Source organism: Actinoplanes sp. NPDC051859, from assembly GCF_044452725.1.
Taxonomy (GTDB): Bacteria; Actinomycetota; Actinomycetes; order Mycobacteriales; family Micromonosporaceae; genus Actinoplanes.
The window spans coordinates 623963-636515 of the sequence record NZ_JBITBX010000003.1 but is presented as its reverse complement, the minus strand read 5'-3'; the positions used below and the strand labels follow the sequence as shown (position 1 = coordinate 636515).

At 70.1% G+C, this 12553-nt stretch carries 11 protein-coding genes; 5 read left to right on the top strand and 6 right to left on the bottom strand.

The genetic code is table 11. The features are described from left to right. Nucleotides 1-60: 60 nt before the first annotated feature. The 4 genes from ACIA1L_RS10800 (at nucleotide 61) to ACIA1L_RS10785 (ending at nucleotide 3709) form a co-directional block, all read left to right on the top strand. On the top strand, nucleotides 61-207 hold the full coding sequence (locus ACIA1L_RS10800; protein ID WP_396072421.1) for a GPGG-motif small membrane protein: 147 nt from the start codon (nucleotides 61-63) through the stop codon (nucleotides 205-207). A gap of 184 nt (nucleotides 208-391) precedes the next feature. After that, nucleotides 392-1306: an MHYT domain-containing protein gene (locus ACIA1L_RS10795; protein WP_396072420.1), complete on the top strand. Its 915-nt coding sequence runs from the start codon at nucleotides 392-394 to the stop codon at nucleotides 1304-1306. Nucleotides 1307-1347: 41 nt separating this feature from the next. Next, nucleotides 1348-2067: an HD domain-containing protein gene (locus ACIA1L_RS10790; RefSeq protein ID WP_396072419.1), complete on the top strand. Its 720-nt coding sequence runs from the start codon at nucleotides 1348-1350 to the stop codon at nucleotides 2065-2067. 10 nt (nucleotides 2068-2077) lie between these two features. After that, nucleotides 2078-3709: an alpha-amylase family glycosyl hydrolase gene (locus ACIA1L_RS10785; protein WP_396072418.1), complete on the top strand. Its 1632-nt coding sequence runs from the start codon at nucleotides 2078-2080 to the stop codon at nucleotides 3707-3709. Here ACIA1L_RS10785 and ACIA1L_RS10780 read toward each other — a convergent pair. The 4 genes from ACIA1L_RS10780 to ACIA1L_RS10765 form a co-directional block, all read right to left on the bottom strand. Continuing rightward, complete coding sequence (locus ACIA1L_RS10780) at nucleotides 3687-5108, bottom strand: MFS transporter (protein ID WP_396072417.1); 1422 nt, start codon at nucleotides 5106-5108, stop codon at nucleotides 3687-3689. The two genes, ACIA1L_RS10785 and ACIA1L_RS10780, sit on opposite strands and share 23 nt — an antisense overlap. Nucleotides 5109-5117: 9 nt before the next feature. Then, nucleotides 5118-6533 (bottom strand): xylulokinase, encoded by a 1416-nt coding sequence (gene xylB, locus ACIA1L_RS10775; protein WP_396072472.1) that lies wholly within the window; start codon nucleotides 6531-6533, stop codon nucleotides 5118-5120. 8 nt (nucleotides 6534-6541) lie between these two features. Then, a complete protein-coding gene (gene xylA / locus ACIA1L_RS10770; protein WP_396072416.1) occupies nucleotides 6542-7726 on the bottom strand; it encodes a xylose isomerase in 1185 nt (394 codons plus the stop codon). Nucleotides 7727-7797: 71 nt separating this feature from the next. Then, nucleotides 7798-8271, bottom strand: a complete 474-nt coding sequence (locus ACIA1L_RS10765) for a MarR family winged helix-turn-helix transcriptional regulator (RefSeq protein WP_396072415.1) — start codon at nucleotides 8269-8271, stop codon at nucleotides 7798-7800. A 49-nt stretch (nucleotides 8272-8320) separates the two neighbouring features. On the opposite strand from ACIA1L_RS10765, the gene ACIA1L_RS10760 reads away from it, so the two are divergent. Continuing rightward, entirely contained in the window at nucleotides 8321-9451 is a 1131-nt protein-coding gene (locus ACIA1L_RS10760) for a PP2C family protein-serine/threonine phosphatase (protein ID WP_396072414.1), read from the top strand. A 70-nt stretch (nucleotides 9452-9521) separates the two neighbouring features. Here ACIA1L_RS10760 and ACIA1L_RS10755 read toward each other — a convergent pair whose 3' ends face one another. Beyond that, the gene (locus ACIA1L_RS10755; RefSeq protein WP_396072413.1) at nucleotides 9522-11219 is read right to left on the bottom strand and encodes a substrate-binding domain-containing protein; all 1698 of its coding nucleotides are present in this window, start codon (nucleotides 11217-11219) and stop codon (nucleotides 9522-9524) included. A gap of 259 nt (nucleotides 11220-11478) precedes the next feature. After that, nucleotides 11479-12531 (bottom strand): lactonase family protein, encoded by a 1053-nt coding sequence (locus ACIA1L_RS10750; protein WP_396072412.1) that lies wholly within the window; start codon nucleotides 12529-12531, stop codon nucleotides 11479-11481. Nucleotides 12532-12553: the final 22 nt, after the last annotated feature.

The following is a 12553-nucleotide window of genomic DNA, read 5'->3' as shown; positions in this document are numbered from 1 at the left end:
GGCGGCCTTGCTCGTGTGTGGACAGGTTTTCGATTCTGACCACTCGGGTATCAGCTGACCATGGAACTTTTGCTCTGGATTCTCGCAGTCGTACTCGTGGTCGCCGGCGTTCTCGCGCTCTTCCGGCGGCAGCTCCTCTGGGGCATCGTCCTCATTGTCGTCGGCCTGCTCGTCGGCCCCGGCGGCGTGAGCATCTTCAGCAGTTAATCCCCCACATCCCACCGGCAGACTCCCCGCACCGGGGCTGCCGTGTGGTTGTCTCTCGCAGGCAGCCACACGGTGGCCCCGGTTCACTATGTAGTGACCCGCACACGAAGTGCGATGTCGTAGATCGGACTCATGGCTCAATCTCTGCGAATCGATCCCCCCGATCCTCGCGAGGTGTCCGGCTGTGGCCGACGTCCATCACTTCACCTACGGTGCGTTCAACCCGATCGCCGCTTTCCTCGTGGCGATGCTGGGTTCCTTTCTGGGCCTGCTGTCCACCGGCCGGGCCCGGTCGGCGCGGACCCGCGGCCGGCGCACCCGATGGCTGATCATCGCCGCGTTCTCGATCGGCGGCGCCGCCATCTGGCTCATGCACTTCACCGCGATGCTGGGCTTCGACGTCCCGCAGAGCCCGGTCCGGTACAGCCCCGTGCTCACCATGGCCAGCCTGGGGCTGGCCGTCCTCGCGGTCGGCTTCGGCCTGATGGTGGTCGGGCACGGCCGGCGCAGCCTGCCGCGGGTCGTCGCGGCCGGGGTGCTCACCGGCGCCGGCGTGCTGGCGATGCACTACACCGGCATGGCCGGCCTGCACGTCACCGGCACCATCCACTATCGCCTGCCGATGGTCATCGCCTCGGCCATCATCGCCGTTGTCGCTGCCACCACCGCGCTGTGGTTCACCGTCTCGGTCAAGGGATGGGCGCCGATGCTGGGCGCCGCCGGCATCATGGCCGTCGCGGTGTGCGGCATGCACTACACCGGCATGGCCGCCATGGGCGTGGAGCTCAGCGACGCCCCGGTGACCCAGGCGACCGGCATCCGGCCGCTGCTCATGATCGTGCCCATCACGCTGGTCAGCGCGGCCACCATCCTCGGCGTCGCCCTCAGCGCCCTGCAAGCCATGACCGAGGAAGAGTTCACCGACGGCGCCGGCATCCCCAAGCGCGGCGTACACGCCGAAAGCCACGCTCACTCGTGGTCGCTCAAGCAGGCGTCGCTGTCGGCCATGCGGCGTACGCCCGGCAGCCGTCCGTCGCCGCGGCCCGTACCGCCGCGCCCGGCGGTCGCCGAGGAGCCGCTGGCCGAAGTTCCCTCCTGACACCGGCCCACGGGGCGCCGCAGTCCGGTATACCTGTTCGGATGGCGCAAGAGATGTTGCTCTCGATGCCGTTGCACGCGATCACCGAGATCTACGGCGAGGCGGGCCTGCGGGACCGGTTCCGCCTCGAGATCGCCGCGCTGCCCGATGACGACCGTGGTCAACTCGAGGACGCGCTCGAGCTGGCCTCCCGGCTGCACGCCGAGGACCGACGGGTCCGTGAGCCGTACCTGAACCATCTGCTGCGGGTCGCGATCCGGATCCTGCGCTACTACGGGATCCGGGACGTGGATGTGCTGACCGCGGCCCTGCTGCACGACGCTGTCGAGGATCATCCCGCCGAACTGGCCGGGCTGTCCGCCGACCTGAGTTACAAGGAACTGACCGAGGCCGCGCTGGCCGAGCTGGGCCAGCGCTACAGCCCGCGGGTGGCCCAGTTGGTCGGCTCGGTGACCAATCCGGAGTTCGACCCGGGCCGGGACCGCCACGAGCAGTACCGCTCACACGTGGTGGCCAGCCTCGAACACGACCCGTGGGCGCGGGTCATCAAGGTCAGCGACTTCACCGACAACGGGGTGGGGGTCGTGCACACCACGTACGACAAGGCGCGCAGCTCGGCAACGAAGTACCGCCCGCTGGTGCCGAAGCTGCGGGAGCTGGTCGCACGCGCGGACACGCCGCTGTCGCCGGCCGCCAAGGACCACATCCTGGACCAGCTCGACCTCGCCGAGGAACGTTTCGCCGCCATCCTGGACGGATAGCCTGAAGGGCATGCCATCCCCCACTGACTGGTGGCGCGACGCCGTCATCTACCAGATCTATCCGCGCTCCTTCGCCGACGGCGACGGCGACGGCATGGGTGACCTGCCCGGCATCACTGCACGGCTGAGCGACCTGCGCGCCCTCGGGGTGGACGCGGTGTGGCTGTCACCGTTCTATCCGTCGCCGCAGCACGACGCCGGTTACGACGTCGCCGACTACCGCTCGGTCGACCCACGCTTCGGTGACCTCGCCGACGCCGACAAGCTGATCGCGGAAGCCCGGTCGCAGGGCCTGCGCGTCCTCGTCGACCTCGTGCCCAACCACACTTCCTTCGAGCACGAGTGGTTTCGGGCCGCGCTGGCCGCCGCGCCCGGCAGCCCCGAGCGTGAGCGCTACCTCTTCCGCGACGGGCGCGGGCCGAACGGCAGCGAACCGCCGAACGGTTGGCAGAGCGTCTTCGGCGGACCGGCCTGGGAACGCGTGCCCGACGGTCAGTGGTACCTGCACCTGTTCGACGTGTCCCAGCCTGATCTCAACTGGGGTAATGCCGCCGTCCGGGCCGAATTCGAGGCGATCCTGCGGTTCTGGCTGGACCGGGGCGTCGACGGTTTCCGGGTCGACGTCGCCCACGGCCTGATCAAAGACGCCGAGCTCGCCGACTACGAGTACGCCGACCAGCTCATCCTCGGCGGCCTGGCCCCGCCGGGAGCCCCGCCGCCGCCGATGTGGGATCAGGACGGGGTGCACGAGATCTACCGGCAGTGGCGTGCGGTGCTGGACGCGTACGAAGGGGATCGGATCCTCGTCGCGGAGGCCTGGGTGCAGCCGGCGGAACGACTCGCGCACTACGTCCGGCCGGACGAAATGCATCAGGCGTTCAACTTCGAGTATCTCGACACCCCGTGGGCGGCCGACCCGCTGCGCCGGGTGATCGACAAGACGATGGCGGCCAACCTGGCCGTCGGCGCACCGACCACCTGGGTGCTGTCCAACCACGATGTCGTCCGGCACGCGACCCGCTTAGGCTTCGAAGTCGGACAGCCCCGCCCGCATGGCATCGGGGCGGACGACCCGCAGCCGGACGCGCCGCTGGGGCTGCGCCGGGCGCGGGCAGCCTCGCTGCAGATGCTCGCGCTACCCGGGTCGGCGTACCTGTATCAGGGCGAGGAGCTGGGGCTGCCGGAGCACACGGCTATCCCGGATGAACTCCGACAGGATCCGGCGTGGGAACGGTCCGGGCACACCGAACGGGGGCGGGACGGCTGCCGGGTGCCGATCCCGTGGGAGGCCGACGCCCCCTCGTACGGCTTCGGCCCCGCCGACGCGAGCTGGCTCCCGCAACCCGTCTCCTGGGCCGAGTACGCCCTGGACCGGCAGCGCGACGTGGCCGGCTCGACGTACGAGCTTTACCGTTCGGCGTTGCGGCTGCGCGCCGAGCATGCGCTGGGCACGGGGACGCTGAGCTGGCTGGACACGCCCGCCGACGTCTGCGCGTTCCGCAACGGCGAGCTGATCGTCCTGACCAACTTCGGTGCCGCACCGGCCGAGCTGCCGCTGGGTGCCCGGGTGCTGCTCACCAGCGAGCCGCTGACCGGCGACGGCCGGGTGCCGCAGGACGTCACGGTCTGGGCGCAGGGCTGACCGGGGTGTTCTCGACCGCCAGCTCGTGATCGGCGTAGGTGGCCAGGGCCGCATGGGTCTCCGCCATGTCCCCGGCCACCGTCCGGCTCGCCAGCCAATACATGATCCCGGTCGGGATGAAGAAGAACTGGAACGCGGCCAGGCCCACCGCGTAGTTCAGCGGCGGCGGGAAGGCCCCGGACAGGCCGCGGAAGGCGACCCCGACCAGCGCGTTGCCGCCAGCCCGGCCCACGCCGTTGCACAGGTTGCCCAGGCTGTAGACGGTGCCGCGGTGCTCGGGCGGGTTCACGTCGGCGATCAGCGCAAACCAGTTGGGCGAATTCGCCGAGGTCAGGGCCAGGGCGAAGACCGCTGTCGCGAGGCTGAGGCCCACTGACGGCTCGGTGACGACCCCGGTCAGGATGGCCCGGATCACCGCGCCGGTGCTGCCGCCGTCCGGCACGGAAATCGTGAACGGCACGAAATACAACACCACATAGAAGGGTACGGCGGCCAGCACGCCCACCGCGGCCACGAGCGCCCGGCCCCGCGGCGTACGACGCTGGAGCCGATCCCCCACCAGGCCGCCGATGATCGATAGGGCGCCGCCGAGCTGGAAGAGGCTGGCGAAGACGCTGCCCACCACGATCGCTGTGGCGGTGGAATAGCCCTGGTCCTCGGCGCGCGCCCGGAACAGCACCGGCAGCCACACCAGCGAGCCGAACGCGATCTGCGCCGACAACCCCTGCAAGATCAACCAGATGTTGGTGCGCCGCGCCAGAATCCGGGGCAGGTGGTCGTGGTGGATCCGCTCGTCGTAGTCGACGCCGCGTAGCTCAGGCTGACTGTCACCCCGCGGCACGTTGTAGGTGAACAGGTAGAGCAGCCCCGCCACCACACCCGCAACCGCGACCACGAGGAACGGCCGCCGCCACTCCTGCGCGCCGAGCAGGCCGCCGACCATCGTCCCGGCGAGCGTGCCGACGCCCTGCGCAAGCCCCCAGAAGCTCATCACCAGGCCCCGGCGGCGCGGCGAGATCAGGTCGCTGACCACGGAGAAACTGACGCTCGCGACAGCACCCAGGCCGATCGCCGCCAGCACCTGCGACAGCAGGAACGAGACATAGCCGCCGGCCAGACCGGACCAGGCCGTGCCAGCCACCCAGATCGCGGTGCCGATGACGAGGACCGGCTTGCGGTCGGTGCGGTCGCCGGCGTACGCCCAGCCGACCGCCGCGACCGCGCTGATCAGGAACATCACCGTGGTAGCCAGCGCGATGTGGCCCTCGCCGACGCCGAAGTCCGTGCCGATGCTGCCGTACAGCGGCGGCACCAGGCCGATGGCAACGTTGTCCAGGGAGGCGAGCACGACGAAGACCACCACGCTGTACGCGCGGTGCGCCGATCCGCCCTTGGTCACGGCAGAAGGTTAGCGGGCGGTCCGGTCGACGACCCTGTCGCGGGCCGCGGCGTACTGCTCGCGGATCACGGGGGCGTTGCTGTCCTCGTATACCTCGGGTGGGTCGGCCGACCACGCGGGCGGCGTCGCGCCACCCGCTATGACCCAGGCGGCCTGGCGGGCAGCACCATCGGCCACATACTCGCCGGGCGGGGGGACCAGCACCGGCATCCCGAACAGTGCGGGCGCGATCCGGCGGACGGCCTCGCTGCGTGCTCCCCCACCGACGAGCACCACCCGGCGGGCCGCGGCGCCGTGCGCCACCAGGGCGTCCAGCCCGTCAGCGAGCGCGCACAGCATGCCCTCGACGGCAGCGCGTGCCAGGTGCGCGGGGTCCGACGTGCGCAGCGTGAGACCGTGGATCGCCCCGGTGGCATCGGGTCGGTCCGGGGTGCGTTCCCCCTCCAGGTAGGGCACCAGCACCAGCCCGTCCGCCCCCGCCGGAGCGGTCAGCGCGAGGCGGGACAGCTCCGGGTGGTCAACGCCGAGCAGCCGAGCAGCCGCGTCCAACACCCGGGCCGCGTTCAGCGTCACCACGATCGGCAGAAACCGCCCGGTGGTGTCCGCGAACCCGGCCACCGTCCCGCTCGGGTCCTCCGGCGCCACATCCGACGAGACGAAGACCGTGCCCGAGGTGCCGATGGAGATGACGACATCCCCCGGCAACGCGCCGGTGCCGAGCGCCGCGGCCGCGTTGTCACCGGCGCCCGGCCCCAGCGGAGCACCGGAGGGCAGCCGTCCCGCCACCCCGGTGGGACCGAGCACCTCGGGCGTACGGATGCGCCGGCCGAAGCCGAGCTCCAACAGGTCGGGGCGATAGTTGCCGGTGACGGCAGACCAGTAGAGGGTGCCGCTGGCGTCACTTCGGTCGGTGCACAGCGTGTCCAGGCTCTGCGCACCGGACAACTTCCAGGTCAGCCAGTCATGCGGCAGGCAGACCGCGGCAACCCGCTGGGCGTGCCGGGGCTCGTGCCGGGCCAACCAGCGCAGCTTGGTGAGCGTGAAGCTGGCGACCGGGACAACGCCCACCGCATCGACCCAGGCGCGCCGGCCAGCCGCGCCGCCGCCCAGGTCCTCGATCAGCTCGGCGGCGGCCGCGGCGCTGCGAGTGTCGTTCCACAGCAGGGCCGGCCGGACGACCCTGCCACGCTCGTCCAACACCACCATGCCGTGCTGCTGCCCGGCCACCGAGGCCGCAGACACGTCGTCGAGGCCACCCGCGTCCGCGATGGCCCGGCGCAGGGCGGCCCACCAGGCGTCGGGATGCACCTCGGTGCCCTCGGGGTGGCTCGCCCGGCCCTGCCGAACCAGCTCGCCGGTCTCCGCGTCCCGGATGACCACCTTGCACGACTGGGTGGAGCTGTCGATCCCGGCTACGAGGGTCACGGCGGCCCTCACGCCTGCATGACGTGGTCGATGGCGAGCTGGTGCAGCCGGACGAAGCCGTACCCGCGCCGCCCGGCCGCATCGGCGTCGAACTCCTCGAAGGCCGTCCGGTCGGCCAGCAGGTCCCCGTAGGTCTCCCCCGGCCCGAGGGTGGGAGTGGCAAGGTCGAGCACTCCGGACTCGGCCAGCGCCTCCTGCACCGCCGGGTCCGCCCGGAAGGCCCGTGCGCGTTCCTTGAGCAACAGGTACATCCGCATGTTCGCCTCGGCCGAAGCCCAGACCCCGATGCTGTCCTCGGTGCGCGACGGCTTGTAATCGAAGTGCCGCGGCCCGTCATAGCGCGGGCCACCGCCCGGCGCGCCGTGCTCCAACAGGTCCACCAGCGCAAACGCATTGAGCAGGTCGCCGTGCCCGAACACGAGATCCTGGTCGAACTTGGGGCCGTGCTGGCCGTTGAGGTCGATATGGAACAGCTTGCCGTGCCACAGCGCCTGGGCGATGCCGTGCGCGAAGTTCAGGTTCGACATCTGCTCGTGGCCGACCTCAGGATTGATGCCGAACAACTCCGGCCGCGCCAACTCCTGCACGAAAGCGAGCGCGTGCCCCGCCGTGGGCAGCAGGATGTCGCCGCGTGGCTCGTTCGGTTTGGGCTCGATCGCGAACCGCAGGCCGTAGCCCTGATCCTCGGAATACTGCGCCAGCAGGTTCAGCGCCTCGCGGTAGCGGTCCAGCGCCGCGTGGACGTCTTTCGCGGCGTCGTACTCGGCGCCCTCCCGACCGCCCCACAGCACCAAGGTCCGCGCACCCAGCTCGGCCGCAAGATCCATGTTGCGCAGGACCTTACGCAACGCGAACCGACGGACGCCCCGATCATTGCTGGTGAACCCGCCGTCCTTGAACGCCGGATGGGTGAAGAGGTTGGTGGTCACCATCGGCACCACCATGCCGGTCTCGTCGAGCGCCTTGCGGAAACCCGCGATGATCCCGTCGCGCGTCGGCGCGCCGGACCCGAACGGCACCAGGTCGTCGTCATGGAAAGTTATTCCGTACGCCCCCAGCTCAGCGAGCTTGTGCACCGCCTCCACCGGGTCGAGCGGCTCCCGGGTAGCGTCGCCGAACGGGTCGCGGGCCGGCCAACCGACGGTCCACAGGCCGAAGGAGAACTTGTCATCGGGAGTGGGCTGGAGCGGCACGGCAACCTCCACGGGAACGAAGCCTGTGAATCTCTCCCCGAAGTATCCCGGTCATTGCACGGAGTGGCGACTCACGCCGTCCGGATGCGCGAACCCACCTCGGCACTCGCGGCGGCAGCGCTGAATTCCGTCAGGCCGCGAATCAGAGCCGCACGGCTCGACGGGCTCATCCGGTCCAGCACCTCACCGAGAATCTCGCGCCGAGTCCGGCGCAGATCGTCGAGCAACTGCCGCGACGAAGGTGTCAGATAGAGCGCAATCTCCCGGCGGTCAACCTGCCCCGGCACCCGCTCGACCATGCCGGAAGCCACGAGGCGATCACACAGCCGACTCGCCGACGACAGAATCATGTTGAGCTCGCCGGCCAGCCCGCGCAGATTCACGCCCTCCTGCCGCTCCACCACCAGCAGGGCGTTGAGCTGAGGCCAGGACAGCCGCGGAGTGGCCCGCTCCCGAGCCGCATCCCAGGCGGCCAGCAAAGCAGGCGCGGCGTCGTCGACAGCCGCGGCGTGGAGTGGCCCATCCGGCCCATGGTGTTCGCCCATGGTGCAGCAGAGACTACCCGTACGATGCACCTTTCGAGGGGGTGAAAGCGTGTCTGAGCGGCTGAATGCCGTACGACGCGCACTGGCGGACGCGCCCGCCGACCGGGTCGTGGAGTGTCTAGCCGAGGCCGTAGCCAAAGAGTACGGCGATGGCGACCTCGAACTGCTGCTCGTCGACTACCGACTGGCGGCTCTGCTGCCCCTGTTCGGCGGCCCGCCGGTCACGCGTCCGGGCGACCCGGCCTGGCGGTGTTACGACCACCAGGCCGAGGTCACGGCTGGCCGGACCGGCTATCTGCCGGTGACCGCCCGGGGCGAGCGGATGGGCGTGCTGCGGCTCTCGCCCCTGCCCTCGGCCGAGCTGGAGCGGGCCGAGCTCGCCGAGATCGCGACCTTGCTGGGCCACGAGCTGCAGGCTGCCGGCGCGGGCACCGACCGGTACACGGTGGCTGCCCGAACCCGTCGGCTGACCCTGGCCGCGGAGATGCAGTGGGAGCTCCTGCCCGGGCGGTCCCGGGTGGGACCGGAGTTCAGCCTGTCCGGCCAGCTCGAACCGGCGTACGCGGTCCGCGGCGACGGCTTCGACTGGGCCGAGCATGACGGCCGCCTCTTCATCACCGTGCTGAACGGCATGGGCGAAGGCGTCGGCGCCGCCTTGCTGACCTCGCTGGCCATCAACGCGCTGCGCAACGCCCGGCGCGCCGGGCTCGCGCTCGCCGATCAGGCCGCCCTCGCCGACCAGGCGATCTTCGCCCAGCACCGCGGCGAGGCACACGTGGAGGCGATGCTGCTCGAGCTGGACCTCACCACCGGTGAGCTGACCACGGTCGACAGCGGCTCGCCTCGGATGATGGTGCTGCGTGTGGGCGAGGTCCTGGAGCAGCCGCTGGACGCACAGTTCCCGCTCGGCATGTTCGAGTCTTCGGACTACGAGCAGCGCACCCGGCGACTGACTGCCGGCGACCGCCTGTTGATCGTCAGCGACGGGGTCGCCGAGGCCGGCGGCGAGGCCGGACGATATGGCGACGCGGCGCTGCACCGCTTTGTGCGGCGGACCGGAGCACTTGCCCCGCTGCAGGCGGTGCGGTCGTTGCTAGGCGACCTGCGGGCCTTCGTCAGCAGCGACCTTGAGGACGATGCGGTCGCCGTCTGCCTGGACTGGACCGGTCCCGGACACTGAAGGACCGCCCCATCCCGGATCGGGTGAGGCGGTCCTTCCGCAGTCAGCTCAGCTTCGCCGTCGTCAGGGCTCAGCGGGCTCCGGAGCGCGAGGAGATCGCTTCGAGGAAGATCTCGGAGATCTTGGCCGGGTCCGGGGCGATGAAGACGCCGCCGGCGCTGGTGGCCGCCGTGATGGCCTGAAGCTCGTCAGCGTCAACGCCCGTGCCGATGCCGATGATCACCATGCGCACCGGCCGCTTGGGGTCGGCCAGCTTCTTGAGCTCGGCGATCAGCGTGTCTCGCGAGATGCCATCCGCGTTCTCGTTCTTGCCGTCGGTGAACAGCAGCACCGAGTTGACCCGGCCGGCCACCCACGTGTCTTGCACCGACTTGTACGCGGCCAGCGCCGTGTCGTAGAGGCCGGTGTTGCCGCCTTCCTTCGGCACGACCTGGTTGATCGACTCCTGGAGCCGGCTCCGTCCCGAGGTCAGCGGCGTGATCGGCACGATCTCCTTGTACGGCTTGTCGCCGTCCATCTGGGTGGAGAACACCCAGGTGCCGACCGCCCACTTGTCGTCGAAGAGGGTGAGGCCTTGCACGGCCGCGGCCCGCATCAGCGTGGCACGGTCGACGTTGTTCGCGGAGGGGACCTTGGTCTTCATGGAACCCGACACGTCGAAGACGGCGAGCACCCGGCCGGGCAGCGTGATGGCCGCCCAGCTGCCCAACACTCGGTTGATCGAGGCAGCGTCGAGACCGGCCGCGGCGGTGCCCTCGGTGCCACTGGACGGTGCCGCGGAGCCGCCGGTGGGCGGCGTGGCGCCGAGCGGTGCAGCGAAGTCGGCGCCCACGGTGCCGTCCGCCGACCGGAGGCCTACCTTGGCTAGTTCGTTCTTGAAGCTGGGCTGCTCCAGCGCCTGGCGCAGGCCAGTAGCGGCACCGGCCTTGGTGAGGTCGACCTCGGGCATCACCAGGAACGGGTAGTCCAGCGCCGGCGGCTTCGGGTCAAGGTAGAGCGCGGCCAGCGGCATCTCCGGCTTGTTCGCGTTGTACGCGATGACGTCCTCTTCGGAAAGCGGCGCCGCGCTGAGGCTGCCGGCCAGGTCAGCCGGGTTGCTCGAGGCGGGGAACTTCTGCAGCAGGTCCTCGCGCAGCGATGAGCTTCCGGCGGCCAGCGCTCGGAGCACCCCGACCTGCTGGGCCTTGGCTTCCGCGCCGGTGCCGGCGGCCTGGCCGAGGGCGAGCAGACCGGCCAGCCCGGCCGCGTCGCGAGTGGGGTCGACGATCCCGGTCCGCAGCGAGGTCCCGGTGGTGATCTTCTTGGACAGGTCGCTCCAGCCGAGCTGGCGGTCTGGCCAGCCGACTTCCTTCGCAGCCGCCTCTGGCATGGCGACGACCACGGGACTGCTGGCGACCGACTTGCCGTCGGTCGGCTGGAAGCCGGAGGCCTCCGAGCGCAGGCGCATCAGCCAGGTGGAGGAGTCGGCGATCCAGACGTCCGGCACCGTGCCGGACTTACCGGCCGCGCCGAGGCCGGTCAGCGTGACGCCGTGTTTGGCCGCGATCGTCGAGGCCATTGTCGGAGAGCTGACGCCCGTGACCGTTACGGCAACGCAGGTGCCGTTGACGGCGCCTCCGTCGGCGGTCCACTGCTGCGCGGCTCGTTCCACGGCGGGGGTGAGCTCGGTCGCGGCGGCGACATTGAGCTTGACCTCGCCGGAACAATCCTTGTCGGTGAGGCTTCGATAGCCCAGCCACGTTCCGGCGAGCACCACGACGATCGCCATCGCGGAAGCGACGACGCCGGCTCCTCTGAGCGTGAAATTTCTGCGATGGCGGCCTGACACGCGCTCCATACTGCGCATCTGCCGAGCCGAATGCCATATACGTTCGGACGAAACTTACTCGGATTGGAAATTCCGCATACTCAATTAACTGAGCGTGATGTTGTCGTACCCGTGTGTGGCTACACCCCCGCCAGCCTTGCCGTTTATCCGCCGAAGATCACGACACTCCGGCAGTGTCCGGCACCGGCCGGCAAATCCTTTACGCCGCAGCGGTGGGCGTCCAGCGCAACAGGCAAGTCGGACTACCGCTGGAAACCGGTTCGCCGTGCGCCTCAGGAATGCCGGAGTCGGGATCGACTCGAAACATTGTTACCGAATGTGAACGTTCATTTGCTACGTACAGGTGATCGGCCATGAGCGCCAGATGTCGGGGCCACGCACCATCCGTCGACACCTCAGCCACAAGCGTGCCGCCGTGCGGTTCCCAGGCGAAGACCGACACGGTGTCGGGTCCTCGGTTAGCGATGTACACGAACCGGCCATCGCGCCCCGCGACCAAGTCCGAAGGCTGATTCTTCGCCGCACCGCTCGTCGGGTGGCCCCCGTGCCGCTCCCAGGCGCCACTGCCCCCCGGCCGAAACCAGCTCACATCCCCAGCCAACTCACCAACCAGCAGCAGCGCACCGTCGCGCATCCGCAGCAGATGCCGCGGACCGGTACCGGACACCGCCCGCAGCGCCGGACCCACCAGCGACAACCGGCCCGAGATCGCATCCAGCCGGGTGTGCCACACGGTATCCGAACCAAGATCACACACCAGGACATCCGCGCCGAACGGATCGGGCGCCACCATGTGTGCATGCGGACCGTCCTGACGGTCCGGCACCGGGCCCTTGCCGTCGAGATTCAGCAGGTCGGATCGCTCACCCGGCACTCCGTCCGCAGCCAGCGGATGGACCGCCACGTCCCCGCTGGCGTAGTTCGCGACCAGGAGGTGCCGCGCATCGCCCGACACAGCCAGGTGGCACGGAGCCGAGCCGCCGGTGGACTGCACCGCCAGCGGAGTCAACGATCCGTCGGCCGCGACCGCGAAGGCGCTGACCGTGCCTGCGTCCAGCTCGTTGGCCGCGTACAACACCGGCAACGTCGGATGGCGCGCCAAGAACGACGGCGACGGCGTACGGGCAGCAACCCCCAGCCGGGCCAGCGAGCCGGTCCGCCCGTCCCGCCGCAGCAGCACGATCCCTTCGCCCGCGCCGCCGCTCTCACCGGTGTAACAACCAAGGAACACGAATTCGCCGTTCGCACCCATACCCCGATCCCACCACACAAAA

Bases quoted from the DNA above. Each gene is read 5' to 3' on its own strand.
- ACIA1L_RS10750 (WP_396072412.1), bottom strand. From the start codon at position 12,531: ATGGGTGCGAACGGCGAATTCGTGTTCCTTGGTTGTTACACCGGTGAG.
- ACIA1L_RS10785 (WP_396072418.1), top strand. From the start codon at position 2,078: ATGCCATCCCCCACTGACTGGTGGCGCGACGCCGTCATCTACCAGATC.
- ACIA1L_RS10765 (WP_396072415.1), bottom strand. From the start codon at position 8,271: ATGGGCGAACACCATGGGCCGGATGGGCCACTCCACGCCGCGGCTGTC.
- ACIA1L_RS10790 (WP_396072419.1), top strand. From the start codon at position 1,348: ATGGCGCAAGAGATGTTGCTCTCGATGCCGTTGCACGCGATCACCGAG.
- ACIA1L_RS10800 (WP_396072421.1), top strand. From the start codon at position 61: ATGGAACTTTTGCTCTGGATTCTCGCAGTCGTACTCGTGGTCGCCGGC.
- ACIA1L_RS10755 (WP_396072413.1), bottom strand. From the start codon at position 11,219: ATGGCGATCGTCGTGGTGCTCGCCGGAACGTGGCTGGGCTATCGAAGC.